This is a genomic window from Faecalibacterium sp. 9 (genome assembly GCF_048320955.1).
In the GTDB taxonomy this organism is placed as follows: Bacteria; Bacillota; Clostridia; order Oscillospirales; family Ruminococcaceae; genus Faecalibacterium; species Faecalibacterium wellingii.
The window spans coordinates 259951-286945 of sequence record NZ_JBLWGB010000001.1 but is presented as its reverse complement, the minus strand read 5'-3'; the positions used below and the strand labels follow the sequence as shown (position 1 = coordinate 286945).

Sequence of the window (26995 nt, the reverse complement as noted above, 5' to 3'; positions counted from 1 at the left end):
GTTAATGTTAAAGGGGAGAATAAAGCTATGGCAAAAGAAATTGTGGCAATGATCCTTGCCGGTGGACGTGGCTCGCGCTTGTATGCGCTGACACAGAAAACGGCAAAACCCGCAGTGTCCTTCGGCGGCAAGTACCGCATCGTGGACTTCCCGCTGTCCAACTGCGTGAACTCCAACATCGACACCGTCGGCATCGCGACCCAGTATCAGCCCCAGAAGCTGAATGAGTACATCGGCAATGGCCAGCCCTGGGATCTGGACCGTCTGCACGGCGGCGTGCACACCCTGCCGCCCTACGAGCAGGCAAAGGGCACCGACTGGTACAAGGGCACTGCAAACGCCATCTACCAGAACATCGGCTTCATCGACAGCTACGATCCCGAGTATGTGATCATCCTGTCCGGCGATCAGATCTGCAAGCAGGACTATGCCGACTTCCTGCGCTTCCACAAGGAGAAGGGCGCAGAGTTCTCTGTGGCTGTTATGGAAGTGGACTGGAAGGAAGCCTCCCGCTTCGGCCTGATGGTGGCTGACGAGAACGACCGCATCACCGAGTTCCAGGAGAAGCCCCCGGTACCCAAGTCCAATCTGGCTTCCATGGGCATCTACATCTTCAACTGGGATGTTCTGAAGAAGTATCTGGAAGAGGACGAGGCAGACCCCAACTCCAAGAACGACTTTGGTATGAACATCATCCCGGCCCTGCTGCGGGACGGCCGCAAGATGTATGCTTACCGCTTTGCCGGCTACTGGCGTGACGTGGGCACCATCGACAGCCTGTGGGAAGCCAACATGGAGGTGCTGGACCCCGAAAACTCCGGCATCGATATCTTCGACGAGGAGTGGAAGATCTACAGCCGCAACCCGGTCCTGCCTCCGCAGAAGATCGGCCCCCGCGCTGTGGTGCAGGATTCCCTCGTCACCGAGGGCTGCAAGATCTACGGCAATGTGCATCACTCTGTGCTGAGCGCAGGCGTTATTGTGGAAGAGGGCGCTACCGTTGAGGACGCAGTCCTGATGGACGGCGTTGTGGTCAAGGCTGGTGCTGTTGTCAAGCGCTGCATCCTGGCGGAGGATGTTGTGATCGGTGCAGGCGCACGTGTGGGCGGCGATGGCCCCATTGCCCATGTGGGCACCGGCCTGACCGTCGGCGCAGGCGCAACCGTCAAGGAAGGTGCCAAAGTCTTTGAATCCGTCAAGGAGGGTATGGAAGTATGCTGAGCCAGAACACCAATGCGTTGGGTATTATTTTCCCCAACAGTTATGATAATACCGTCCCCGAGCTGGTGACCGAGCGCGCAATGGCTTCGATCCCCTTCGCGGGCCGCTACCGTATGGTGGACTTTGTTCTGTCCAGCATGGCAAACTGCGGTATCTCCAATGTTTCCATCGTGGTGCGCAAGAACTACCACTCCCTGATGGATCATCTGGGCACCGGTCGTGAGTGGGATATGGCCCGCCGTCACGGCGGCCTGAACATCGTGCCTCCTTTCGCCGAGAAGGGCGTGCGCATCTATTCCGGCCGTGTGGAAGCTCTGGGCTCCATCATGAACTTCCTGGAGAACCAGAAGGAAAAGTACGTGGTCATGAGCGACGCCAATGTTGCCCTGAACTACGACTTCAACGCCCTGCTGGCCGCCCATCAGGCAAGCGGTGCCGATGTGACCGTCGCTTACCAGAAGACTGAGATCCCCGAGGGCCGCAAGAACGACAACTACACCCTGACCGTTGATGCCGACGGTCGTGTGACCGAGCTGCTGTTCAACGATTACCGCCCCGGCGTGCAGAACCTTGACCTGAACATCTATGTTCTGGAGCGCGAGACTCTGCTCAAGCTGGTCCGGGATGCGACCTCCCGCGGCCTGATCTACTTCGAGCGCGATATTCTGGCCCACAATGTCAACATCCTGAACATCCACGCTCTGGAGTACACCGGCTATGTGGCACATGTCTGTGACATGAAGAGCTACTTCGACGAGAACCTCAAGCTGACCGATGACGAGAATCTGGAAAAGCTGTTCCCCAAGAAGAGCCCGGTCTACACCAAGATCCGCGACGACAACCCCACCCGCTATGTGCCGGGCTGCAAGGTGACCGACTCCATTCTGGCCGACGGCTGCGTGATCGAAGGCACAGTGGAGAACTGCGTGCTGTTCCGCGGCGTCAAGGTCAAGAAGGGTGCCGTCGTCAAGAACTGCGTGCTGATGCAGGATACGGTGGTGGAAGTCAATGCCGAGCTGGACTGCGTTGTTACCGATAAGAACGTGAAGATCACTGCCGGCAAGAAGCTGTCCGGCACCGAGAGCTTCCCGGTGTACGTGCAGAAGAACCACACTGTCTGATCTGTTGCATTATCCATAGGGGCGGCTTCCTCCCCGGTAGCCCCTCTTGAGAGGGGCGGGGGCACCTGTGTGCCCCCGCCTGCTCTTTTGCAAAATGGTTCGTGCCGCTGAAAAATGCGGCGGGGAGCACGAAATGACCCAAACATATGAAAGGAGCGATCCTATGAGAATCCTGTATGCTGCTTCGGAAGCTGCACCCTTTGCAAAATCCGGTGGTCTGGCCGACGTTGCGGGCGCACTGCCCAAGGCTCTGGTCAAGGACGGCGTGGACGCCCGCGTCATCATGCCCCTGTACGGCGATTTGAAGTTCCGCGATACGCTGGAGTACGTGACCAATTATTCCGTCCCCGTGGGCTGGCGCAGCCAGTACTGCGGCCTGTTCAAGACCGAGCGGAACGGCGTGACCTACTACTTCCTGGACAACGAGTATTACTTCAAGCGCCGCGGCCTGTACGGCTTCTACGATGACGGCGAGCGTTTCGCCTTCTTCTCCCGCGCCGTTTTAGAGACCCTGTTCTACATCGATTTCACCCCCGATATCATCAACTGCAACGACTGGCAGACCGCACTGGTGCCGGTGTACCTGAACCTGTACTACCGTCATCTGGATAAGTTCAACCGCATCAAAACCATTTTCACCATCCACAACATCGCCTATCAGGGCAAGTACGGCACCGACATTCTGGAGGACACCTGCGGCATCGGCCGCCGCGACCAGCACATCGTGGAGTACGATGGCTGCGCAAACTTTATGAAGGGCGCCTTCGAGACTGCCGACAAGATCACCACCGTCAGCCCCACCTATGCCATGGAGATCCTCGACCCGTGGTTCAGCTATGGTCTGGACGCCCTGCTGCGGGAGAAGCAGTACAAGCTGTGCGGCATCCTGAACGGCATCGATACCGATTCCAACGATCCCGCTACGGATAAGAACATCCCCTTCAACTACGATATCAAGACCTTTGAGACCGGCAAGGCAAAGTGCAAGGAAGCCCTGCAGGATAAGTTCGGCCTGAACAAGGATGGCAGCCCCGTCTTTGCCATGGTCAGCCGCATGGTCGGCATGAAGGGCTTTGATCTGGTGCAGAGCATCGCCGATGGGCTGGTGGACCGCGGCATCGAGCTGGTCATTCTGGGCAGCGGCGAGAGCCAGTACGAGAACTTCTTCTCCGACCTGTGCGCACGCCACCCGGGCCGCGTAGGCACCTACATCGGCTTTGAGCCGGCCCTGTCGCAGGAGATCTACGCAGGTGCAGATGCCTTCATCATGCCTTCCAAGAGCGAGCCCTGCGGTCTGGCACAGATGGTGGCCTGCCGCTACGGCACGCCTCCCATCGTCCGCGAGACCGGCGGTCTGCGCGACTCCATCCACGACAGCACCATGGGCGAGGGCAACGGCTTCACCTTTGCGGGCTACAATGCCCATGAGCTGTATGTGGCCTGCTGCAACGCACAGAATGCTTACTATGACAAGGAGAACTGGAAGAACCTCGTGCATCACTGCATGGAGTGCGATTTCAGCTGGGATGTCTCCGCCAAGAGCTACGAGGGCCTGTACAACGAGACGGCAAACCTCTGGTAATGTTCTGAAAACTGCATAACAGCTGCCGCCCGGTTTCCAAAGAGCCGGGCGGCTTTTTTGTGTGACCCTTTCAGCTTCGCTTCGCTCAGCAGCTCCCCCGAAAGGGGGAGCTTTATTTGTGCTGCCCGAAAGATGCATAAAAGCTCGCCCTTTGGGAGAGCTGGCGCGTCAGCGCCTGAGAGGGTTCGCCCATTTTTTTGCATTCTGCACAACAGAACCATCAAACTTTTGGTATTGATGCGCCCGCAGACGCACAAACTCCATACAGGGCGTACAGTTACGGCATTAGTGTGAACAAACTATGAAATTTTACTAGAAAACAGTGGAAAATTGATTGAAAAAACGGCCGGTTTGAATTATACTATCGTTATAAGATTTTTGCTGATTGCAAATCTGTGGCATAAAATCCAGAATCTGGCTTTTGCACAGGAAGACCACACAGGGAGGAATTGCAGATTGAAGGGCTGGTATAAGGCGCTGGAGGATCTTGTCTGGCTGACCCAGCTGGGCCTGAATATGCTGCTGCCTCTGGTCATGTGTCTGGGCGGTGCATGGTGGGCGGTGAACAGCTGGAGCTGGCCGGAATGGGTGTTCCTTCCGGCGATCCTGCTGGGCCTTGCTGCCGGGGCACAGAACTTCTGGTATTTTGCCAAGGAACACATGGACCGCACCAAAAAGGAAAAACCAAAGCGGGTGGGGTTCAATTCGCATCAGTAAACTTAACAGGAGGTTTCCCTTTATGAAACTGCAGCCGGAATCCAAAAAGGAGCTGACCCGCATCGCCTGCGGCACGGCCATCTGTACCGCCGTCATGTGGGTGATCTTTGCAGCTCTGCACCTGGTTGGCTGGGTGAAATTTGATTACACTGTTGTTCTGGGCAGTCTCATCGGCGCGGCGGTGGCCATCGGCAACTTTGCGGGCATCTGCATCGTGTGCCAGAAGGTCATCGACGAGCAGGATGAGAAACGGCGCAAAGCGACATTGCAGGCTTCCTACAATGTCCGGATGCTTCTGCAGGCGGTGTGGATCATCGTGTCCATCGGGGCACCTTGCTTCCAGCCCTTTGCCAGTGTTCTGCCCCTGCTTTTCCCGCGCGTTACGATCTACTACCTGCAAATAACCGGAAAGTACAAGCCTCTTGCACCGGCCGGGCCTTCGGTGGACGTCTCTGTGGAGGACGACCCCGAACCCGCACCGGAGCCGGAAGCCGGACCCCGTGACGAAGGGGGTGAAACGTAACAAATGGAACTGAACGGCGCAAAGATCCTGTATACCATCCATACGGACATCCCCCTGCTGGGTGATTTCAAGATCACCCAGACCCTCGTCAGTACCTGGATCGTCATGGCGCTGCTTTCGGGTTTTGCCATCTGGCTGGGCAGTAATCTCAAGCTGGAAAATGTCTCAAAGCGGCAGGCCGCCGCCGAGTTCATCGTAGAACGGCTGGACCAGTTCGTGCACGACAACATGGGCTATCACTTTGATCAGTATATCCCGCTCATCGGCGCGATCTTCGCTCTGAGCATCGGCTGCAACCTCATCAGTGTCATCGGCCTGTGGAGCCCCACAGCCGACCTGAACACCGAGGCGGCGTGGGCCATCGTGGTGTTCGTGCTGATCATGTACTACAAGATCAAGACCAACGGCATCCTTTCCTACCTGAAAGGTCTTTTGGACCCCATCTTCATCATGGCACCCATCAATGTGCTGTCGGAGGTTTCCACCCCCGTCAGTATGGCGTTCCGTCACTTTGGCAATATCTTGTCCGGTACGGTCATCTCCACACTGCTGTACTGGGCGCTGGCAAGCCTGAGCCACGTCATTTTCGGCTGGCTGCCCGGTGCCTTGAGCCAGATCCAGCTGTTCCAGATCGGCATCCCGGCCTTTACGGGCCTGTATTTCGACTGGTTCGGCGGCTGCATTCAGGCGTTCATCTTCTGTACCCTGACCGCAATTTTCATCAAGCGTGCTGCCGGTGAGGACTAAGCCCTCACAACGGCATCTCCCAAAACAAAAAACTTTTTTGGAGGACAAATCTTATGACTGACTTTCAGTACCTCGCTCGTGGTATCGCTCTGGCAGGCTGCGGCATCGGCGCAGGCTGCGCACTGATCGCAGGTATCGGCCCCGGTATCGGCGAAGGCAACGCAGCAGCTGCTGCCTGTGAAGCTGTGGGCCGTCAGCCCGAGTGCAAGAGCGATGTTACCAGCACCCTGATCCTGGGCGTTGCACTTTCCGAGACCACCGGTATTTACGGCTTCGTCACCGGTCTGCTGCTGATCTTCCTGGCACCCGGTATGTTCATGAAGTTCCTGGCATAAGCGGAACCTTTTACAAAATAACGAAAGGAGACGCTTATGGAACTGTACCAGGCGTTGATCACGCTGGACGGCTGGACCTTTCTGGCCCAGATCTGCAACCTGATGATCCAGCTGTTCATCTTCAAAAAGTTCCTGCTGAATCCGGTCAAAAACGTGATCGCAGAGCGCAAGGCGAAGGCGGACAGCCAGATCGCCGATGCCACTAAGCTGCGCACCGAAGCCGAAGCCATGAAGGCAGAGTACGAGCAGAATCTGCAGAATGCCCGCGCCGAGGCCAACGAGATCGTTGCCAATGCGCAGAAGACGGCCACCGCCCGCGGCGAAGAGATCGTGGGCGAGGCCCGCGCACAGGCTGCTGCCCTCAAGCAGAAGGCCGAAGCCGACATTGCGCAGGAGCGCAAGAAGGCTGTGAACGAGGTCAAGGACGAGATCGGCGGCATCGCCATGGAGATCGCCTCCAAGGTGGTGGAGCGTGAAATCAGCGAGAAGGACCACAAGGATCTGATCGACGAATTTATCAAAAATGTGGGTGAAGCATCATGACCGAGACTGCAAGGATGTACGGCGGAAGCCTGTACGATCTGGCGGCGGAGGAAGGGCTGGAGGCCCGCATTCTGGGTGAGCTGGACGAAGCCGTGGCGCTTTTTAAGGCGAACCCGGACTACCTGCATCTGCTCAGCACCCCCAGCATCCCCAAAAAGGAGCGCTGCGGCCTGCTGGATGAAGCACTGCGGGATCAGGTCCACCTCTATGTGCTGAACTTTTTGAAGATCCTGTGCGAGAAGGGCACCCTGCGGGAGCTGTCCGGCTGCGCACGGGCTTACCGTGTGCGCTACAATCAGGCGCACGGCATTCTGGAAGCAACGGCGACCACTGCAGTGGCAATGACGGAGCAGCAGGCAAAGAGCCTGCACGAAAAGCTGGAAAAGCTCACCGGCAAGACCATCGACCTGAAAACAAAGGTCGATCCGGCAGTGCTGGGCGGCATCCGGCTGGATATCGAAGGCACCGAGCTGGACGGCACGGTGCAGAACCGTCTGTCCGCCCTGCGCAGGGATATTGCTTCCGTGACACTGTGATCGAATTTCCACCCGAAAGATTTTTAAGAATTGAGTGGTGAACAAACAAAGATGCAACTGAAACCTGAAGAGATCTCCAAGATCATCCGTGCGCAGATCAAGCATTACGAAAATGCCATCGAGCAGAGCGAGACCGGCACGGTCATTATGGTGGGCGACGGCATCGCCCGCGCCAGTGGTCTGGAAAAGTGCATGGCAGGTGAGCTGCTTCAGTTTGATAACGGCGAATACGGCATGGCCCAGAATCTGGAGGAGAATACCGTCTCCATCGTTCTGCTGGGCTCCGACGTCGGCATCAAGGAAGGCAGCACTGTCAAGCGCACCGGCAAGGTGGTGTCCGTGCCGGTGGGCGAAGCCATGATCGGCCGCGTGGTCAACGCGCTGGGCCAGCCCATCGACGGCGCAGGCCCCATCGAGACCACCGAGTTCCGCGCCATTGAAAGCCGCGCTCCCGGCATCATCGACCGTCAGCCGGTCAAGGAGCCGCTGCAGACCGGCATCAAGGCCATCGACTCCATGATCCCCATTGGCCGCGGCCAGCGCGAGCTGATCATCGGCGACCGCCAGACCGGCAAGACCACCATCGCCTCCGATACCATCATCAACCAGAAGGGCAAGGACGTCATCTGCATTTACGTTGCCATCGGCCAGAAGCGCTCTACCGTGGCAAATCTGGTGCAGAGCCTGACCGAAGCCGGTGCCATGGGCTACACCATCGTGGTGTCCGCAACGGCATCCGAGCTTTCGCCCCTGCAGTATATCGCACCCTACTCCGGCTGTGCCATGGGCGAATATTTCATGCATCAGGGCAAGCACGTCCTCATCATCTACGACGACCTGTCCAAGCACGCCGTGGCCTACCGTGCACTGTCGCTGCTGATCCGCCGTCCCCCGGGACGTGAGGCTTACCCCGGCGACGTGTTCTATCTGCACTCCCGTCTGCTGGAGCGCGCGGCCAAGCTCTCCAATGAGCTGGGCGGCGGCAGCCTGACGGCTCTGCCCATCATCGAGACGCAGGCGGGCGATGTTTCCGCCTACATCCCCACGAATGTCATTTCCATCACCGATGGTCAGATCTTCCTGGAGACGGAGCTGTTCCACTCCGGTGTCATGCCGGCAGTCAACCCCGGCATCTCGGTGTCCCGCGTGGGCGGCAATGCCCAGATCAAGGCCATGAAGAAGGTGGCCGGCACCCTGAAGCTGATCTACTCCCAGTACCGCGAGCTGCAGAGCTTTGCACAGTTCGGCTCCGATCTGGACGCCGACACCAAGGCCCGTCTGGCACAGGGCGAGCGCATCGTGGAAGTGCTCAAGCAGAACCGCTCCGCTCCCGTGCCTGTGGAAAAACAGGTAGCTGTCCTGTACGCGACCATCCACGATTACCTCGTGAAGGTCAAGGTGCCGGATGTGGCCGAGTATGAGAAGGGCCTGTACGAGCATCTGGACAACGATGCCGCCGGTGCCGCCGTCATGGAGACCATCCGCACCACCGGCAATCTGGATAAGGATACCGAGGAGCAGCTGAAAAAGGTGCTTGCGGCCTATACCGACAACTTCGTCAAGGCACACTAAGGAAGGAGGCGTAACGCATGGCTGGTTCCATGAAGGACATCAAGCTGCGCATCAAAAGCGTAGAGAGCACCATGCAGATCACCAAGGCAATGGAACTGGTGGCTTCCTCCAAAATGCGCCGCGCCAAGGAACGGGTGGAGCACAGCCGCCCCTACTTTGAAACGCTGCACGAGACCCTGACCAAGATCGCTGCGGCAGACCCCCGTGCCCGCAACCCCTACCTGCGCCGTGACGAAGTGAAGCGCACGCTGCTCATCGTCATTGCAGGCGACCGCGGCCTTGCCGGTGGATATAATTCCAACGTGCTCAAGCAGGCCGCAGCCGAAGAGGGCGAGGTGCTGGTGCTGCCCATCGGCAAGCGCTCGGCAGAGTATTTCGTCCATCACGAAGTGCCCCTGTTCACGCAGGAGGTGCTGCTGGCGGCAGATGTCTCGGTGGGCGAGTGCTTCCAGCTGTCCCGCCAGATCACCGAGGGCTACCGCAAGGGCGAGTACGATGCGGTGAAGATCTGCTACACCCGGTTCGATTCCATGATGACCCAGACCGCAGCCACCATGGAGGTGCTGCCGCTGTCCATCGAACCCACCGAGCAGCAGAAGGCAGAAGCCCGCCGCAGCCAGATCCTGTACAAGCCCAGCAGCGAGGAAGTATTCAGCGCGATCATCCCGGAGTATGTGGCCGGTATCGTCTACGGCACCGTGTGCGAGAGCGTGGCAAGTGAGCTTGCCGCCCGCCGCACCGCCATGGATGCCGCCACCAAGAACGCCGGTGAGATGATCGACCATTTGAACCTGTATTATAACCGTGCCCGTCAGGCCGCCATCACGCAGGAGATCACTGAGATCGTGGCCGGCGCGGAGATTTAACAACCTATCAAGAAGGAGTTGTAGCCTATGTCCGAAAAACATATCGGCAAGGTGCTCCAGGTCATCGGCCCGGTGCTGGACATCCAGTTTGAGGATGGCCAGCTGCCGGAGCTGCTCAACGCCATCGAGATCGACAACCACGGCGAAAAGCTGGTGGTCGAGGTGGCACAGCACACCGGCGATAACGTGGTGCGCTGTATTGCAATGAACAGCACCGATGGTCTGGTGCGCGGCACCGAAGCCGTGGATACCGGCGAACCCATCAAAGTGCCCGTGGGCGACCAGTGTCTGGGCCGCGTGTTCAACCTGCTGGGTGAGCCCGTGGACAACAAGCCCGCCCCGGCCCCGGAGGCCTACTGGCCCATCCACCGCCCTGCTCCCAGCTACGAGGAGCAGCAGTCCACCACCGAGATCCTCGAGACCGGCATCAAGGTCGTTGACCTGATCTGCCCCTACGCAAAGGGCGGCAAGATCGGCCTGTTCGGCGGTGCAGGCGTCGGCAAGACGGTCCTGATCCAGGAGCTGATCTATAACATCGCCACCGAGCACAACGGCTACTCGGTGTTCACCGGCGTTGGCGAGCGCACCCGTGAGGGCAACGACCTGTATGGTGAAATGACCGAGAGCGGTGTTATCAACAAGACTGCGCTGGTCTACGGCCAGATGAACGAACCCCCAGGAGCCCGTATGCGCGTGGCACTGTCCGGCCTGACCATGGCGGAGTATTTCCGCGATGTGAAGAATCAGGACGTGCTGCTCTTCATCGATAACATCTTCCGCTTCACCCAGGCAGGCTCTGAGGTGTCCGCACTGCTGGGCCGTATGCCCTCTGCCGTCGGCTACCAGCCCACGCTGGCCACCGAGATGGGCGCTCTGCAGGAGCGCATCACCTCCACCCGCAAGGGCTCCATCACCTCGGTGCAGGCCGTCTACGTGCCCGCCGACGACCTGACCGACCCGGCCCCTGCCACCACCTTTACCCATCTGGATGCCACCACGGTCCTGAGCCGTGACATTGCTTCGCAGGGCATCTACCCCGCTGTGGACCCGCTGGATTCCACCAGCCGCATCCTCAGCCCGGAGGTCGTGGGTCAGGAGCACTACGAGATCGCCCGCGCCGTCCAGAAGGTGCTGCAGCGCTACAAGGAGCTGCAGGATATCATTGCCATCATGGGCATGGACGAGCTGAGCGAGGAAGACAAGCGCACGGTCAGCCGCGCTCGCAAGGTGCAGCGCTTCCTGAGCCAGAGCTTCCACGTGGCAGAGCAGTTCACCGGTATGCCTGGCCAGTATGTGCCGCTCAAGGAGACCCTGCGCGGCTTCAAGATGATCCTGAACGGCGAGTGCGACGAGCTGCCCGAGAGTGCATTCCTGTTCGCGGGCACCATCGATGACGTGTTCGCAAAAGCGAAGAAAGGGTAAACCATGACGACCTTTCATCTGACGGTGGTCACGCCGGACGGCTGCGCCTTTGACGGGCAGGCCGAGCGCATCGTCTGCCGCGCCATCGACGGCGATATCGCCATCCTTGCCAAGCACGGGGATTACTGCACCGCGCTGGGCATGGGCGAAGCGCATATCGTGGACGCGGACGGCCAGCGCCGCCGTGCCGCCTGTATGGGCGGCCTGCTGAGCGTGCTGGACGGCGAAGTGCGTCTGGTCGCAACCACATGGGAGTGGGCCGAGGAGATCGATCAGGCCCGCGCTGAGGCTTCCAGGAAGCGTGCGGAGGAGATCCTTGCGCAGAAAAACCTCGCTCAGCGGGACTACGAGCTGGCTCAGGCACGCCTCAAGCGCGCTCTGGTGCGCACCTCTATCCACTGAACCCTGTATACAAAAAGGCACCCGCAGCGATCCGGCTGTGAGTGCCTTTTGTTTTGCATGGGATGATTTTAAATGCGCGCCGCCGCTTCCCGAAGGAAGCAGACGCGGCCCATGCCGTTTTCCTCCACGACCCCTCTCGTGAAAAAAGGGGTTCGGGAAAGTCCGCAGACTTTCCTGAACCCCCAAAATTTAAATAACTCTTCCGCTGAATATGCGCAAAGCGAACGCGGAGCGCATTCCCAATCGTCTCACAGCCGATTTGCCTTCTCGATCAGGTTGCGGATGTGATGGGCCAGCATCTCCACCGCAGCGGTGTTCTCGCCGCCGTTGGGCACAATGATGTCTGCATTGCGCTTGCTGGGCTCCACAAAGGCCTCGTGCATGGGCTTGACGGTGGTCAGGTACTGCTCGATGACGCTGTCCAGACTGCGGCCCCGCTCCTTCACATCCCGCACCAGACGGCGCAGGATGCGCTCGTCGGCGTCGGTGTCCACATAGATCTTGTAGTCGAACAGGGCGCACAGCTCCGGCTCCACAAAGGGCAGGATGCCTTCCACGATCAGCACCGGTGCGGGCTCGATGTGCTGCACCTTGTCGCTGCGGTTGTGGTTGGAGTAGTCGTACACCGGGCAGTCGATGGCGCGGCCTGCCTTCAGCTCCTGCAGATGGTAGATCAGCAAAGCGTTGTCAAAAGCGTCCGGATGGTCGTAGTTCAGCTTGCAGCGCTCCTCAAAGGGCAGCTCATCGTGGCGCTTATAGTAGCTGTCATGGGAGATCAGGCGCACTTCATCCTCGCCAAAACGCTCCTTCAGCCGCAGAGCAAGGGTGGTCTTGCCGCTGCCGGAGCCGCCTGCAATGCCAATAATCAGATTATTCATAGGGGTCCCTCCTGCATCATCCTGCCGCTTTGGGTGGAAAAAAGGGCAGGAATGGATTATAATAGGTGCAAAGCTGCCTGTCCGGGACACAGCGCCGGGCGGGCTTGTTCCTGTACATCATAACACAAACCGGCACATTTTTACAGCCCCGGAGCTGCAAATGTGCGAGATAAGGGAAAATGCCATGCAGAAAAAACAATTTCAGCAAAATATGAAGGACAAGGTCCGGGTGTTTGAGGATGGCGGCATCCGCCTGCTCAAACGGGGACAGAAGGGCGTGGTACACGCTATTTTCAGCCGTTTTGGTCTGGTGCTGGTGCTGCTGCTTTTACAGGCGTTCGCGCTGTTCAGCCTGCTGCAGTGGTTCGGCGGGCTGCTGCCGCATTATTTTGGCGGCACCCTGCTGGTAACAGCGGCAATGATGGTCTATCTGCTCAATCAGGACATGGACAACAGCGTGCGCATCACATGGCTGGTGGTCACGGCGCTGATGCCGGTGCTGGGCGTGCCGCTGTTCTGGTACACCAAAAGTGATGTGGGCCACAATGCCCTGAAGCGCCGCCTGCTGGATCTGGAGGGCTGGACCCGCGCCCAGCTGCCGCAGAATGAGCAGACCGTGGAGCTTTTGCAGGAGCAGGCACCCGAGGCGGTGCCGCTGGCACGGTATCTGCGCGGCAAGGGCGGCGGCTTTCCGGTCTATGCCGACACGACGGCCACCTACTTCAACGGCGGCGAAGCCATGTTCGATGAAATGCTGCGCCAGCTGGAAACGGCAAAAAAGTACATCTTTCTGGAATATTTCATCGTGGATGAAGGCCTGATGTGGGGCCGCATTCTGGAAGTGCTGGCCCGCAAGGCGGCGCAGGGGGTGGATGTGCGTGTGATGTATGACGGCACCTGCGAGTTCTCCACCCTGCCGCGGGATTACCCCAGCCGGCTGGAAGCGCTGGGCATCCAGTGCAAGGTGTTCTCGCCGGTCACGCCCTTCGTCTCCACCCACTACAACTACCGCGACCACCGCAAAATTCTGGTCATCGATGGCCGGGTGGGCTTTACCGGCGGCGTGAATCTGGCAGATGAGTACATCAACCACATCGAAAAGTATGGCCGCTGGAAGGACTCGGCCCTGATGCTGGAAGGCGAAGGCGTGCGCTCCATGACGGCGCTGTTCCTGCAGATGTGGTGCATCCTGCGCCAGCCGGAGTTTGAGCAGTTCCTGTCCGATCCCATCCCGGCGGCAGCAAACGCCAAGGGCTTTGTGGTGCCCTACGGGGACTGCCCGCTGGACGGTGAGCGGGTGGGCGAAATGGTGTACATGGATATGCTCAACCGTGCCCGGAAGTATGTGCACATCATCACGCCGTATCTGATCCTGGACGGCGAGCTGGAAACAGCCCTGCGCTTTGCGGCAGAGCGCGGTGTGGATGTGCACCTGATCCTGCCCGGCAAACCGGATAAGTGGTTCGCTTATGCACTGGCAAAGACCCACTACAAGGCACTGCTCTCCTCGGGCGTGAAGATCAGCGAGTGGACGCCCGGCTTTACCCATGCCAAGGTAGTCATTGCGGACGGTGTGGAAGCCGTGGCAGGCACCATCAATCTGGACTACCGCAGCCTGTACCATCACTTTGAAAACGCGGTCTGGATGTGTGGCACCGACTGCATTGCCAACATGGAAGCGGATTTTCAGGATACGCTCGCCCGGTGCCGCAGGGTGGAGCGGACGAAAGAAAGCATCTGGCAGGGCAAAAAGCTGCTGCATCTGGCGGGCATCCTGCTCAAGTTCATTGCGCCGCTGGTGTGAAAGACTCCCTCCGTCATGGCTGCGTAAGCAGACTGGAGAAGCTCTGAATACAAAAAGGCCCGCTGCCTTTCGACAGCGGGCCTTTTGTTACCGATTTAAATAAAAATCAGCGCTTAGTTCTGCTTCATGCGAGCGAAGCAGTCAGAGCAGTAGACCGGACGGTCCTCACGGGGCTGGAAGGGAACCTTGCAAGCCTTGCCGCAAGCTGCGCAGACAGCATCGAACATCTGACGCTCACCGCTGTTGCTGCGTGCGCCGCCGTTCTTGCGGGCGTCACGGCAGGGCTTGCAGCGCTGGGGCTGATTCTCGAAGCCGCGAGATGCGTAGAACTCCTGCTCACCAGCAGTCCAAACAAATTCCTTACCGCAGTCCTTGCAGACCAGAGTCTTGTCTTCAAACATAGTAGTATCTCCTCTTTAGTTAGTTCTTGCCCACGGAAGGATTGTAACCATACCTTTGGTTTTGGGACCATCGCGCTGATCAGTAAGCTTACCAGGGGCTTGAATGAATAGACGTCCTCCAATTGAGGACTTTTCTATTGTACCGTTCTTTTTGAAATTTGTCAACCAAAAAACAACCATTCGCCTTGTTATTTGTATAGATAGCACAATCCGACAGGGCTGATTTGGGTAAAATAACTGCCGGAAGTCAGAAAAGCGGAATGCTGCACAGTCTTTTCGCAGCGGCAGCTTTTGGACGCAGACGATTGGAAATGGCCTCCGCTTGCGCTCTGGCCATAAATAAAGGAAGATTTGTTTATACTTCGCGTTTGTTGCGGCCTGCGGGCCGCAACAAACGCATTTTCACAGAAGGGGCCGTAAAGGAAAACGGGGAATTTTCCCACCGAGAAGTCGTTTACGGTTGGGATCTTTCTCGTGAAAAAGTGGTTCAGAAACACCCGCAGGTGTTTCTGAACCACAAATTAAAAATAATCTTTCCGCTGAAAATGGCCAGAGCGCAGCGGAGGCCATTCAAATCGTCCTATACAAAAAGGGGCTGCCGCACGGAATGTGCGGCAGCCCCCTGCAAAGCCCTTTGGGAAACGATTACTTCTCGAGGACTTCCTTGGTGTCGCGGGCGATCATCAGCTCCTCGTCGGTAGCAATGACCAGAGTGCGCACCTTTGCGCCCCAGGCAGTGATCTCGCACACATCGCCCACGGGGTGCTTGTTCTTCTCGGTATCGATGCGGATGCCCAGCCAATCCATGTGGTGGCAGACCTTTGCACGGGCAATTGCGTCGTGCTCGCCGATGCCGCCGGTGAAGACGATGGCATCCACGCCGCCCATTGCAGCGATGTAAGCGCCAACGGTCTTCTTGATCTGGTAGTTCAGCATGTCGGAAGCCAGCTGTGCGCGCTTGTTGCCGGCAGCAGCTGCCTCTTCCACGTCACGCTTGTCGCTGGAAACACCGGAGATGCCCAGCAGGCCGGACTTCTTGTTCAGGATCTCGTCCAGCTCGTGGCCGGTGATGTTCAGGGTGTACTTCAGGTAGTTGACCACAGAGGGGTCCAGGTCGCCGCAGCGGGTGCCCATCATCAGGCCGGCCAGCGGGGTCATGCCCATGGAGGTGTCCACGACCTTGCCCTGGTCCACAGCGGCAATGGAGGAACCGTTGCCCAGATGGCAGGTGATCAGCTTCAGGCGCTCAATGGGCTCTTCCAGATACTCGGCAGCCTTGTGCGCAACGTACTTGTGGCTGGTGCCGTGGAAGCCGTAGCGGCGCACGCCGTACTTCTCGTAGTACTCATACGGAATGGCGTACATATAAGCCTTCGGAGGCATGGTGCTGTGGAAAGCGGTATCGAACACAGCCACCATGGGGATGTTGCCGAACACCTTGCGTGCGGCCTCGATGCCCAGAATGCCGGCGGGGTTGTGCAGGGGAGCCAGAGGGCTCAGCTCGCGGATGGTCTCGATGACCTCGTCGGTGATCAGGCAGCTCTCCTTGAACTTCTCGCCGCCGTGCACGACACGGTGACCGATGGCATCGATCTCGCTGACGTCGTTGATGCACTTGCCCTCGCCGGTGGTCATCTTCTTCACGACCTCGGCAAAAGCCTCGGTGTGGGTGGGGAAGATGGCGGGCGTGGTGGCCTTGTGGCCGTTGGCCTCGTGGGTGATCATGCTGCTTTCCATGCCAATGCGCTCGCACAGGCCCTTGCACAGCACCTTCTCGCCGTCCATATCGATCAGCTGATACTTCAGAGAAGAAGAGCCGCAGTTAATAACCAGAACTTTCATCTGTGTTGCCTCCTGTATGTTTTTGCTCTGCCCACGTGTGAGGACAGAATTTTACAGATTCCTGTGTTTATTATATAATAGGGTGGGCAGCTTTTCAAGCCGCAACCCGGGCAAAGCGGTAAGACTTGTGTACAAGGTTTTTGTACATCCTGCCTATTATTGCAGAATAGCCGGGCTTTTTTCTGTGAATACGATATAAATTTAACAATCTTTTCGGGACACAGCGGCCCTTTTAAGGAGAACTCTATGAAGTTTGCAGGCATCATCGCGGAATACGACCCCTTTCACAACGGCCATGCATGGCAGCTGGCGCAGGCAAAAGCGCTGGGCGCAGAGCATGTGGCGGTGGCCATGAGCTGCGGACTGACCCAGCGCGGGAGCCTGCCGCTGCTGCCGGAAGCGGTGCGGGTGCAGGCCGCACTGCAATGCGGGGCAGATCTGATATTTGCCCTGCCTGCACCCTGTGCCTGCGCGGGGGCAGAGGCTTTTGCCCGGGCGGGGGTGCGCATCCTTGCAGCTGCCGGGTGTGATGCGCTGGTGTTCGGGGCAGAGACGCCGGACGCGGCCCTGCTGATGGAAGCTGCCCGGGTGTTGTGCAGCGCAGCCTACCGTGCCGAGCTGAAACAGCAGCTGGCCGCCGGTGCCCGCAGCTTTGCCGCTGCGCGGCAGGCAGCGGTGGAAGCGCTTTGTCCGGGCACGGCGCTGGCCGCACTGCTGGATAAGCCCAACAACAATCTGGCAGTGGAATACTGCAAGGCCATTCTGGAACAGGAGGCACCCATGACCCCGGTGCCGCTGCCCCGCGTGGGGGCGGGCCACGGGCAGGCTCTTGCCGAAAGCGGCCACGCACAGTTTGCCAGCGCCAGCGCGCTGCGCGCCCTCTGGGCAGAGCAGGGAGCGGACGCACTGGCTCCTTATGTGCCGGAAAAAGCACTGAAACTGTATAAAAAAGCGGAAATTGACGGAACGTATACCGACTACACCGCTGCGGGCCGGTGTCAGCTGACTCTGCTGCGGGCGGCCTGTGCCCGGCCGGAACCCTTTGCCGCAGTGCGGGGCGTTTCCGAGGGGCTGGACCACCGGCTGGAAAACGCCGTGCACAGCTGCACCGGCCTGCCCCAGCTGCTGGACGCGCTGACCACGGTGCGTTACCCCCGGGCCCGGATGCGCCGTCTTGCCATGGACGCCGCACTGGGCTATGAGGTGGAGACAGTGCCCGCTCTGCCGCCGTATCTGCACCTGCTGGGAGCCCGGCGGGAAGCTCTGCCGATGCTCAAAAATACGGCCCTGCCGGTGAGCCATTCGCTGGCAAAGCTGGAAAAAGAAAATGCAGACTGCGCCCGCATGGCGGCGGCACAGGCAGCAGCCAGCGATTTTGGCGCACTGTGCCGCCGGGTGCCCGGGCCGATGGGGGGAGTATATCGTCAAAAAATTATCTTTTTGACGAATTGACAAAAAATAATCGAAGAAATTTTATGCAGAAACACTTGTGTCCGGACGGTTTGTGGTGTATGATTAGAGCGATGCAATGTTGGATACAACAAATGAGAATGGAATCAAAAAACCGCACGCAATAAGGAGGAAACTTCATGGCACTTCACGTTCTGGACGAAGCCAACCGCTGTCTGGGCTGCAAAAAGCCACTGTGCCAGCAGGGCTGCCCTATCCACACCAATATCCCGGAGGTCATCCGTCTGCTCAAGGCAAACCAGATGGACGAGGCCGGCAGGATGCTGTTTGAAAATAACCCGCTGACCACCGTTTGTGCGCTGGTGTGCAACCACGAGAACCAGTGCGAAGGCCACTGTGTGCGCAACCGGATGCCCAGCCACGACCCGGTGCACTTCTCCATTATTGAAGACTACATTTCCACGACCTACGCCAACAAAATGACCGCCGGCCCTGCCCCCAAAAACGGCATGAAGGCAGCAGTCGTTGGCTCCGGCCCGGCGGGCCTGACCATTGCGGTGCTGCTGGCACGCTGGGGCTACGATGTGACCATCTTTGATGCCCGCGATAAGATCGGCGGCGTCATGCGCTACGGCATCCCCAACTACCGCCTGCCGGACAGCGTGCTGGACGATTTCCAGTACCGCCATCTGGAGCTGAAGGGCATCAAGGTGCGGCCCAACACCACCATCGGCAAGACCATCACCATCGATGATCTGTTCCGCGACGGCTACAAGAGCGTGTTCATCGGTGCCGGTCTGTGGAAGGCCAACGCCATGCATATCAAGGGTGAGACGCTGGGAAATGTAGCCTTTGGCATCGACTATCTGGCAAACTCCAAGGCGTTCCGTCTGGGTGATGATATTGCCGTGATCGGCGTGGGCAACTCTGCCATGGACTGCGCCCGCACCGCCATCCGCAACGGTGCCCGCCACGTCACCTGCTATGCCCGCCGTGACGAGAGCTGCATCAGCGCCTCCGAGTACGAGGTGAGCTATGCAAAGCTGGAGGGCGTGGGCTTCCGCTTCTGCAAGGCACCGGTGGAGATCCGGGAGAACGGCCTGATCTGCCGCGATACCGTCAAGGGCGAGGACGGTAAATTTACGCAGGTGGAGGGCAGCGAGACCTTCTACCCTCACACCGGCGTCATCGTCTCGGTGAGTCAGGGCTCTGAGAGCAACCTCGTCAAGACCACCACCGGCATCGAGACCAACCAGAAGGGTCTGCTCACCGTCAGCGAGGACGGCAGCACCACCCGCGAGGGCGTGTTTGCCGGCGGCGACGCCGTGATGGGCGCCCGCACCGTGGTGGAGGCGGTGGCTGTGGCCAAGAAGGTGGCCGAATCCATGGACGCCTACATGAAGAGCCTGCCCGCAGAAGAAGCGGCTGATCCCTATGCCGATATTCCGGTGTTCCAGACCCCCACCTCGGACGTGCTGGCAAAGCAGGAGATCTGACGAAATAAAGACAAAGTTGGAAGAAACTGTAAAGCTTCTGCGTCTTTGCCGATCTTTGCCGCTCCGTTTGTTGACGGGGCGGCTTTTGCCTTGTATACTATTCATATACTTGCTTCCGATTTGTACAAACTGGAAACAAAGAACAGCGAAAGGCGGTGGACGCTATCCTGAAAGCATCCCTCCCGAAACTGCGGGAAAAACTATTGGAAGCGCTGCAGGCAGTGCTGCCCATTGCAGCCATCGTGCTGGTGCTCTGCTTTACCATTGCACCGGTGTCACCCAGCATCCTGCTGTGCTTTCTGCTGGGCGCAGCCATGATCGTGCTGGGCATCATGTTCTTCACACTGGGCGCGGAGATGAGCATGACCCCCATGGGCGAGCGCGTGGGTGCCGTGATCACCAAAAGCCGGAAGCTGCCGGTGATTTTGGGCATCGGCTTCCTGCTGGGTTTTCTCATCACCATCTCGGAGCCGGACCTGCAGGTGCTGGCAAATCAGGTACCCGCGATCCCCAATACGACCCTTATCCTGTCGGTGGCGGCAGGCGTGGGCCTGTTTCTGGTGTTTGCCTTCCTGCGAATGCTCATCGGCATCTCGCTGCCCCGGCTGCTGGTGCTGTTTTACAGCATCATCTTTCTTCTGGCGGTCTTTGTGCCCAGGGAATTTCTTGCTGTGGCCTTTGATTCCGGCGGCGTGACCACCGGCCCCATGACGGTGCCCTTCATCATGGCACTGGGTGTGGGTGTGTCAGCGATCCGCGGCGACCGCCACGCGGCGGATGACAGCTTTGGTCTGGTGGCAATGTGCTCCATTGGCCCCATTCTGGCTGTGCTCATTCTGGGCATCGTGTTCCGCGCCTCGGACAGCACCTATATCCCGCCGGTGCTGCCGGAGGTGAGCGACTCGGTGGAGCTGTGGCAGCTGTTCCATGTCAGTCTGCCTACTTATATAAAGGAGATCGCCGGTTCTCTGCTGCCCATCATCGTGATGTTCGGCATTTTTCAATTTGTGGCTCTGCACATGGACGGCCGCTCTCTGGGCCGCATTGCGGTGGGCCTTGCCTACACCTATGTGGGTCTGGTGCTGTTCCTCACCGGCGCAAACGTCGGCTTTATGCCTGCCGGTAATTATCTTGGTCAGGTGCTGGCCGGGCAGAGCTTCCGCTGGATCATCATTCCCATCGGAATGCTCATCGGTTACTTCATCGTCAAGGCCGAGCCGGCCGTCTATGTGCTGAACAAGCAGGTGGAAGAGGTGACCGACGGTGCCATCTCGGCGCAGGCCATGGGCACAGCCCTTTCGGCAGGCGTGTCCATTTCGGTGGGCCTTGCCATGGTGCGGGTGCTCACCGGCATTTCCATCCTGTGGTTCCTCGTGCCGGGCTATGTGTTTGCCATCGGCATCTCCTTTGTGGTGCCAAAGCTGTTCACCGCCATTGCATTTGACGCGGGCGGCGTGGCTTCCGGCCCCATGACGGCCACCTTCCTGCTGCCGCTGGCACAGGGTGCCTGCGTGGCTGTGGGCGGCAATATCGTCACCGATGCCTTTGGCGTGGTGGCGATGGTCGCCATGACGCCGCTCATCACGGTGCAGCTGATGGGCCTTGTGGCACAGCTCAAGACCCGCAAGGCACGGCAGGCGCAGCATGCCGCCGCACAGGCCTTTGCCTTTGCCGGTCTGGCGGACGATGATATCATTGAACTGTAAGGAGGGCGCGGCATGAGTTCGTTGTTTTTGATGGTGACCATCACCGACCGCCGCTCCACCGATGCCTTTTTGCAGCTGTATGAGCAGCGCGGCGTGGATGTGAACCTGTGCACGGTGGGCAGCGGCACAGCGGTGCGGGAGACTCTGGCCACGCTGGGTCTGGAAAAGACCGAGAAGGCGGTGCTGCTGGCGGTGGTGACAGAGGATACATGGAGGGCCGTCCGGACAGACCTGCGCCGCAAAATGCGCATCGACGTGCCGGGCACCGGCATTGCATTCACGGTGCCGCTGAGCAGCATCGGCGGCAGAAGGGCGCTGATGTTCCTCACCCAGCACCAGCCGCTGACATTGAAGGAGGAGAGCAGCTTGAAGGATACCCGTTACGAACTGCTGCTGGTGATCGCCAATCAGGGCCACACCGGCGCCATTATGGATGCCGCCCGCGCAGCGGGTGCCGGCGGAGGCACGGTGATCCATGCCAAGGGCACCGGCATGGAGGGCGCAGCCCAGTTCCTTGGTGTGGAGCTGGTGAACGAAAAAGAGCTGGTGCTCATCGTGGCCCACACGCTGGAAAAGAACCGCATCATGAAAGCCATCATGGACGGTGCCGGGCCCAAGGCGGGCGCGATCGTATTCTCGCTGCCGGTAACGGATACTGCCGGTCTGCGTCTGCTGGAGGACGAGGAACCGGTGCAGGAAACCTCTGCGCAGTAAACAACAAAATGTAATTTATTCCGGGATTATTCCGCATTTATGGGCAAAACGCTTGATAAATGCGGATTTTTTCGCTATCATAGAAGAAAGAAATTCAAGAATGAGGGACAAAAGATGATAAAGCTTTCATATGAGCAGCAGATCGCCTTCAACTCGCTGTCCATCATCGTGGGCAATGCACTGTATGCGCTCACGGTGGTGCTGTTTCTTGTGCCGTCAGGCCTGATCACCGGCGGTGCTACCGGCATCGCACTGGGCATCAACCGTGCATTGGGACTGCCGGTGTCCGGTGTGCTGTTCGTCATCAACATGACCATGCTTGCGGTGGGCTGGGTGCTGCTGGGGCGGCGCTTTGCGGTCACCACCGTTGCCAGCACCCTTCTGAGCCCCCTGTTTCTGGCCCTGTGGGAGCGGGTGTTCGCGGACTTTGTGCTCACCGATGATCTGGTGCTCAACACCATCTTTGCAGGCCTCGGCGTAGGCATTTCGCTGGGCATCACCATCCGGGCAGGCGCATCCACCGGCGGCATGGACATCCCTCCGCTGGTGCTGAACAAATATTTCCACATCCCGGTGTCGGCCAGTATGCTGGTGTTCGATATGCTCATCCTCTGCCTGCAGGCGGCGTTCAGCCCGCTGCAGCAGTGTCTGTACGGCATCGTGATGGTCATCGTGTACACGGTGGTGCTGGACAAGGTGCTTCTCTTCGGCACCACCCGCACCGAGGTAAAGATCATCAGCCAGCACGCCGATGACATCCGGGAAGCGATCTTCACCCAGCTGGACCGGGGCGTGACCGTGCTGCACGGCGAGGGCGGTTACAGCCACGAGCCGGAGCAGGTGCTGCTGAGCATCGTGAGCAACCGCCAGCTGCCGAAGCTGGAAAAGCTGGCCCATGCCATCGACCCCACCTGCTTTATGATCGTGAGCCATGTAACGGAGGTGAGCGGGCGCGGCTTCTCGCTGGAAAAGGACTATCAGGCGGAAAAGTGAGTGAACCCTCTCAGTCACGCCTGACGGCGTGCCAGCTCCCCCTGAGAGGAAAGACTTCCCCCGGCCGGGGGAAGATGTCGTGCAGCGACAAAAGGGGGAATCTGGCGAACGGAGTGAGCCGGAGAGGGTTGACTGCAAAAGCCTTCGGAGGCGGGCGGATTTTCCGCAAGGCTCTTGCAAAATAGTGCCCAGTTGGGGTATATTATAGAGGAACAGCAGGGTTTGCTGTCAATGCCCCCAAACAGAAAGGAAAAAACATCATGTTTGATATTTTCAATATGCTTAAAAAGGAAGAACACAAGGACGCAAAGCAGGTGACCCGCGATACCATCATCGGCGATATCCTGGATATGGATCAGACGACCGCTCCCTACTTCATGGAGATCGGCATGCACTGTCTGGGCTGCCCCGCATCCCGCGGCGAGAGCATCGAGGAGGCCTGTGCTGTCCACGGCGTGGACTGCGATGAGCTGATCGAGAAGCTGAACGAGCATCTGGCAGCAAAGAAGGCATAAATTGCTGCCCACACTGGATGCGCGTCTGGCTGCCGCCGCAGAGCTTGTGCGGCCGGGAGAGCCGGTGGCGGACATTGGCTGCGACCACGGCAAGCTGACAGCGGTGCTGGCAGCTTCGGGCCGGTACCCGAAGGTGATCGGTGCCGACCTGCGGCCCGGCCCGCTGGCAAAGGCAGAGCAGACGCTGGAACATGCAGGCTGTAAAGACCGCGCTGAGCTTCGGCTTGGCGACGGTCTTTCTGTGCTTACGGAGAATGAAGTGGGCAGCATCGTGCTGGCAGGCGTTTCCGCTCAGACCACGTGGGAGATTTTGGAGAAGGCACCGTGGGTGTTCACTGCACGCGGGCCGCGGATCATCATGATCCCGGCCACCCGCCACGATGCGCTGCGCCGCTGGCTGTGGGAGCACGGCTTCCGCTTTGTGGCAGACCGCCCGGTGCAGGCGGCGGGCCGCTGGTATGCGGTGATGGCGGCAGAGTATACCGGTGAGACGCACGAACCTACATTCGCCGAGTGCCTGTTCGGCGGCACAGGCGTCTGGCCCGAAGGAAAAGGCTACGCTGACTGGCAGAAGGCAAAGCTGCCCCGGATGCGCCTTGGCGTACCGGATGGCAGCGCACTTGCCGCCGAGATCGATGCAATTTTAAAAGAGGGGACAGAGCGATGATAACAGTACGGCAGGTATACGAAGCAATGCAGGCCATCGCGCCGCTGGAACTGGCCGAAAGCTGGGACAATCCCGGCCTGCTGGTGGACTGCGGCGGCGCGGTGCACCGGGTGCTGACGGCGCTGGACATCACCCCTGAGGTGGTGGAGGAAGCCGCCGCAAAGCAGTGTGAGATGATCGTGTCCCACCACCCGGTCATTTTTGATCCGCTCAAAAGGCTCGGCCCGCAGGATGTGCCGTTCCAGCTGGTGCAGGCGGGCATTTCTGCCGTCTGTATGCACACCAATCTGGACGCTGCAGAGGGCGGCGTGAACGAGGTGCTTGCGGGCATTTTCGGCATGAAGGACATGGAAACCTTTGCCGAGGGCTGCGGCCGCGTGGGTGCCATTGAGAAGATCACGGTCCCGGAGCTTGCCCGCAAGGCGCAGCAGGAGCTTACCGTGCGCTGCAACGCACCCGCCGTCGGCCCGGCGGTGCAGGTGAAGTTTGCGGATGCCGGCCGGCCGGTGAAGCGGCTGGCGGTCATCAGCGGCGCAGGCGGGAGCCTGTTTGCCGATGCCCTCGCCATGGGGGCCGACTGCCTGCTGACCGGCGAAGCCAACCATCACCATGCCATCGACGCAAAGCGGCTGGGGCTTTCGCTCATTGCTGCGGGCCACTACGCCACCGAATTCCCGGTGACCGCCGCTGTGGCGGAAAAGCTGCGTGCCGCCCTGCCGGAGCTGGACGTGCTGGTGAGCACCGAAAACCGGGACCCGTATACGTATTTGTGAGGAAAAGCCGCTGCTATTTCTTGCAGCGATTTTCCGGCTGAGATGAAGATTGCCGCTGCGGCCCCTTCTGTGAAAGAGTAATTCGGCAAAGCCCGCAGGCTTTGCCGAATTACAAATACAAATAAAAATTCCGCTGATTATGGCCTAAGCGAACGCGGCGGCCATTTAAAATCGTTAAACGAGGTAAACACTATGGCATTGGATGCCGCGACACTGGCCCTTACGGCAGCAGAGCTCAAAGCGACGCTGACCGACGCCAAGATCGCAAAACTATTTGAACCCACCCGCGATGAGCTGGTGCTCACCCTGCGCACCCGCACCGATACCTATGCGCTACTGCTTTCGGCCCGCAGCGGTTCCGCCCGGGTGTGCCTGACCGAAGAAAGCTTTGAAAACCCGGAGACGCCGCCCTCCTTCTGCATGCTGATGCGCAAGCACCTGACCGGCGGCAGGCTGCTGGATGTGCACATGGAGCCGGGAGACCGCATCGTCTACTTTGATTTCCAGTGCACCAACGAGATGGGCGACCTTGTGCGCAACACCCTGTGTGCCGAGCTGATGGGCCGCTACTCCAATCTGGTGCTGGTGCAGAACGGTAAAATCATCGATGCACTCAAGCGGGTGGATTTTGAGGACAGCGATGTGCGCCAGCTGCTGCCGGGCCTGCCCTACACCACGCCCCCCAAGCCCGCCCGTCCGGATTTTCTGCTGGTGAGCGCGGCGTCCATCGTATCGGCCGCCTGTGAACGGGATCTGCCGGTAGCGGATGCCCTGAACAAGACCGTGGCTGGCGTGGGCCCGGTGGTCTGCCGGGAAGCCGCATGGCGCGCCTTCGACGGGGAGCACCTGATCGCCAACGAGCTGACCGGGGAGCAGAAGCGCCGCCTGATGGCCTCCATCGATGAACTGAAGGAGATCCATGAGACCGGTGGCTGTCCGTGCAGCATCACCGACCCCAGCGGAAAGCCCATCGAGTATACCTTCTTCCGCCCGCAGCAGTATGGTGAGAAGTACAGGATAAAGGAGTGGCCGTCCTTCAATGCCATGCTGGAGGGCTACTACGCCGAGAAGGACCGTACCGAGCGCCTGCGCACCAAAAGCAAGGAGCTGCACAAGGCGGTGCACAATATGTACGAGCGTGCTGTCCGCAAGCAGGCGGCACGTCAGGAAGAGCTGGCCGCCAGCGGCAAGAGCGAAAAGCTGCGGCTATACGGCGAGCTGCTTTCTGCCAACCTCTATCTGGCCCAGAAGGGCATGAAGAGCATCACGGTGCCCAACTGGTACGACGAGGGCAAAGAGGTGACCATCCCGCTGGATCTGCGCTTCACCCCCAGCCAGAACGCCCAGAACTTCTTCAAGAACTATAAAAAGAAGCAGACCGCTGCCCGGATGCTGGTGGATCTGCTGGCAGAGGGTGAAAAGGAGATCGCCTATCTGGAAACGGTGCTCTACGAGGTGGAGTCCGCTTCCGGCGAAGCGGCCCTCAACGAGATCCGGGCAGAGCTGAAGAGTCAGGGCTACCTGAAATACTACAAGCAGCGGGATAAGCGCCAGAAGCCTGCAGATTTCCTGCGGTTCACTTCCACCGATGGCTTTGAGATCCTGGTGGGCCGCAACAACGCCCAGAACGACAAGCTCACCCTCCACACCGCCCGGGGCAAAGACCTGTGGTTCCATGTGCAGAAGGCCCCCGGCAGCCATGTTGTGGTCATGAGCCGGGGCGAGGAGATCCCGGACACAACCAAGCAGGAAGCTGCGCAGCTGGCAGTCATCTACTCCAGCACCTACAAGGCAGGCACCGGCGCCAAGGTGGCGGTGGACACCACTGAGGTGAAGAACATCTGGAAAGCCAGCGGTGCCAAGCCCGGCATGGTGCTGTACGAGGTGTACACCACGGTCTACATCACGCCCCGGGATGGGCTGGCGGAACAGCTGAAGAAGAAGTGACGATTTGAAATTGTCTCCGCTTCGCTCTGACAATATTAGAGGAAAAATTATTTTTAATGTTTGCAAACCGGCAAAGCCTGCGGGCTTTGCCGGTTTGCTTTTTCACGGGAAGGGGTCGTAGAGGGAAGCGGCAGCTTGCCGACGCTTGTTTTCTTCGGAAACGGCCGCGCGGCAGGGAAGCAACCTCGCCCTCTCCGTCTGCTCACTACGTTCGCATCCACCTCTCCCAAGGGGAGAGGCCTTGGCAAAGAGATGAAGTTTG

The 26995-nt window shown here is 59.2% G+C and carries 26 protein-coding genes; 23 read left to right on the top strand and 3 right to left on the bottom strand.

What is annotated here, in order from left to right:
- Positions 1-27 precede the first annotated feature (27 nt).
- The 13 genes from ACKXF9_RS01415 to atpC all read left to right on the top strand — a co-directional run bounded on the left by ACKXF9_RS01415 (position 28) and on the right by atpC (position 11587).
- Positions 28-1221, top strand: a complete 1194-nt coding sequence (locus ACKXF9_RS01415) for a glucose-1-phosphate adenylyltransferase (protein WP_249237503.1) — start codon at positions 28-30, stop codon at positions 1219-1221.
- Entirely contained in the window at positions 1215-2342 is a 1128-nt protein-coding gene (gene glgD / locus ACKXF9_RS01410; protein WP_339394949.1) for a glucose-1-phosphate adenylyltransferase subunit GlgD, read from the top strand. The genes ACKXF9_RS01415 and glgD overlap by 7 nt, the downstream gene beginning before the upstream one ends.
- A 163-nt stretch (positions 2343-2505) precedes the next feature.
- Positions 2506-3924, top strand: a complete 1419-nt coding sequence (locus ACKXF9_RS01405) for a glycogen synthase (protein ID WP_418265071.1) — start codon at positions 2506-2508, stop codon at positions 3922-3924.
- 456 nt (positions 3925-4380) lie between these two features.
- Positions 4381-4641 (top strand): AtpZ/AtpI family protein, encoded by a 261-nt coding sequence (locus ACKXF9_RS01400; RefSeq protein ID WP_249237502.1) that lies wholly within the window; start codon positions 4381-4383, stop codon positions 4639-4641.
- A gap of 22 nt (positions 4642-4663) precedes the next feature.
- Positions 4664-5164: an ATP synthase subunit I gene (locus tag ACKXF9_RS01395; protein ID WP_249237501.1), complete on the top strand. Its 501-nt coding sequence runs from the start codon at positions 4664-4666 to the stop codon at positions 5162-5164.
- Positions 5165-5167: 3 nt separating this feature from the next.
- Positions 5168-5911, top strand: a complete 744-nt coding sequence (locus ACKXF9_RS01390) for a F0F1 ATP synthase subunit A (RefSeq protein ID WP_120020850.1) — start codon at positions 5168-5170, stop codon at positions 5909-5911.
- Between the two features lie 53 nt (positions 5912-5964).
- Entirely contained in the window at positions 5965-6246 is a 282-nt protein-coding gene (gene atpE / locus ACKXF9_RS01385; RefSeq protein ID WP_005930278.1) for an ATP synthase F0 subunit C, read from the top strand.
- 36 nt (positions 6247-6282) lie between these two features.
- Positions 6283-6789, top strand: coding sequence for a F0F1 ATP synthase subunit B (gene atpF, locus ACKXF9_RS01380; protein ID WP_097774383.1), 507 nt, complete (start codon positions 6283-6285; stop codon positions 6787-6789).
- Positions 6786-7325: an ATP synthase F1 subunit delta gene (atpH, locus tag ACKXF9_RS01375; RefSeq protein WP_249237499.1), complete on the top strand. Its 540-nt coding sequence runs from the start codon at positions 6786-6788 to the stop codon at positions 7323-7325. The genes atpF and atpH overlap by 4 nt, the downstream gene beginning before the upstream one ends.
- 51 nt (positions 7326-7376) lie before the next feature.
- Entirely contained in the window at positions 7377-8897 is a 1521-nt protein-coding gene (gene atpA / locus ACKXF9_RS01370) for a F0F1 ATP synthase subunit alpha (RefSeq protein ID WP_418265070.1), read from the top strand.
- Positions 8898-8914: 17 nt separating this feature from the next.
- Positions 8915-9763: an ATP synthase F1 subunit gamma gene (atpG, locus tag ACKXF9_RS01365; protein ID WP_418265069.1), complete on the top strand. Its 849-nt coding sequence runs from the start codon at positions 8915-8917 to the stop codon at positions 9761-9763.
- 27 nt (positions 9764-9790) lie between these two features.
- A complete protein-coding gene (gene atpD, locus ACKXF9_RS01360) occupies positions 9791-11185 on the top strand; it encodes a F0F1 ATP synthase subunit beta (RefSeq protein ID WP_005938088.1) in 1395 nt (464 codons plus the stop codon).
- A gap of 3 nt (positions 11186-11188) precedes the next feature.
- Positions 11189-11587, top strand: a complete 399-nt coding sequence (gene atpC / locus ACKXF9_RS01355; RefSeq protein ID WP_418265068.1) for an ATP synthase F1 subunit epsilon — start codon at positions 11189-11191, stop codon at positions 11585-11587.
- 248 nt (positions 11588-11835) lie between these two features.
- Here atpC and udk read toward each other — a convergent pair whose 3' ends face one another.
- Positions 11836-12465, bottom strand: a complete 630-nt coding sequence (udk, locus tag ACKXF9_RS01350) for a uridine kinase (protein WP_249237495.1) — start codon at positions 12463-12465, stop codon at positions 11836-11838.
- Between the two features lie 211 nt (positions 12466-12676).
- On the opposite strand from udk, the gene ACKXF9_RS01345 reads away from it, so the two are divergent.
- Complete coding sequence (locus tag ACKXF9_RS01345; RefSeq protein ID WP_418265067.1) at positions 12677-14269, top strand: phospholipase D-like domain-containing protein; 1593 nt, start codon at positions 12677-12679, stop codon at positions 14267-14269.
- Between the two features lie 113 nt (positions 14270-14382).
- Here the strand turns inward: ACKXF9_RS01345 and ACKXF9_RS01340 are convergent, their stop codons facing one another.
- Together ACKXF9_RS01340 and ACKXF9_RS01335 are read right to left on the bottom strand one after the other, a co-directional pair.
- Positions 14383-14670, bottom strand: a complete 288-nt coding sequence (locus ACKXF9_RS01340) for a zinc-ribbon domain containing protein (protein WP_005921120.1) — start codon at positions 14668-14670, stop codon at positions 14383-14385.
- A gap of 645 nt (positions 14671-15315) precedes the next feature.
- Positions 15316-16512, bottom strand: a complete 1197-nt coding sequence (locus ACKXF9_RS01335) for an acetate/propionate family kinase (RefSeq protein WP_097781256.1) — start codon at positions 16510-16512, stop codon at positions 15316-15318.
- A 246-nt stretch (positions 16513-16758) separates the two neighbouring features.
- Here ACKXF9_RS01335 and ACKXF9_RS01330 point away from each other — a divergent pair, with 246 nt between their 5' ends.
- From ACKXF9_RS01330 to ACKXF9_RS01290, 9 genes are all read left to right on the top strand, one after another.
- A complete protein-coding gene (locus tag ACKXF9_RS01330) occupies positions 16759-17964 on the top strand; it encodes a nucleotidyltransferase family protein (RefSeq protein WP_418265066.1) in 1206 nt (401 codons plus the stop codon).
- Between the two features lie 137 nt (positions 17965-18101).
- A complete protein-coding gene (locus ACKXF9_RS01325; protein WP_249237491.1) occupies positions 18102-19418 on the top strand; it encodes an NAD(P)-dependent oxidoreductase in 1317 nt (438 codons plus the stop codon).
- Positions 19419-19573: 155 nt separating this feature from the next.
- Positions 19574-21124 carry a DUF1538 domain-containing protein gene (locus tag ACKXF9_RS01320; protein WP_418265065.1) on the top strand — a complete coding sequence of 517 codons (1551 nt, stop codon included), beginning with the start codon at positions 19574-19576 and terminating at the stop codon, positions 21122-21124.
- Between the two features lie 12 nt (positions 21125-21136).
- A complete protein-coding gene (locus ACKXF9_RS01315; protein ID WP_418265064.1) occupies positions 21137-21838 on the top strand; it encodes a P-II family nitrogen regulator in 702 nt (233 codons plus the stop codon).
- Between the two features lie 114 nt (positions 21839-21952).
- The gene (locus ACKXF9_RS01310) at positions 21953-22831 is read left to right on the top strand and encodes a YitT family protein (protein WP_348584835.1); all 879 of its coding nucleotides are present in this window, start codon (positions 21953-21955) and stop codon (positions 22829-22831) included.
- Between the two features lie 260 nt (positions 22832-23091).
- Complete coding sequence (locus ACKXF9_RS01305; protein WP_249237487.1) at positions 23092-23346, top strand: DUF1858 domain-containing protein; 255 nt, start codon at positions 23092-23094, stop codon at positions 23344-23346.
- A 1-nt stretch (position 23347) separates the two neighbouring features.
- Positions 23348-24013: a class I SAM-dependent methyltransferase gene (locus tag ACKXF9_RS01300; RefSeq protein ID WP_249237486.1), complete on the top strand. Its 666-nt coding sequence runs from the start codon at positions 23348-23350 to the stop codon at positions 24011-24013.
- Positions 24010-24786 carry a Nif3-like dinuclear metal center hexameric protein gene (locus tag ACKXF9_RS01295; RefSeq protein WP_418265063.1) on the top strand — a complete coding sequence of 259 codons (777 nt, stop codon included), beginning with the start codon at positions 24010-24012 and terminating at the stop codon, positions 24784-24786. The genes ACKXF9_RS01300 and ACKXF9_RS01295 overlap by 4 nt, the downstream gene beginning before the upstream one ends.
- 192 nt (positions 24787-24978) lie before the next feature.
- Entirely contained in the window at positions 24979-26733 is a 1755-nt protein-coding gene (locus ACKXF9_RS01290) for an Rqc2 family fibronectin-binding protein (RefSeq protein WP_418265062.1), read from the top strand.
- The last annotated feature ends 262 nt before the right edge of the window (positions 26734-26995 follow it).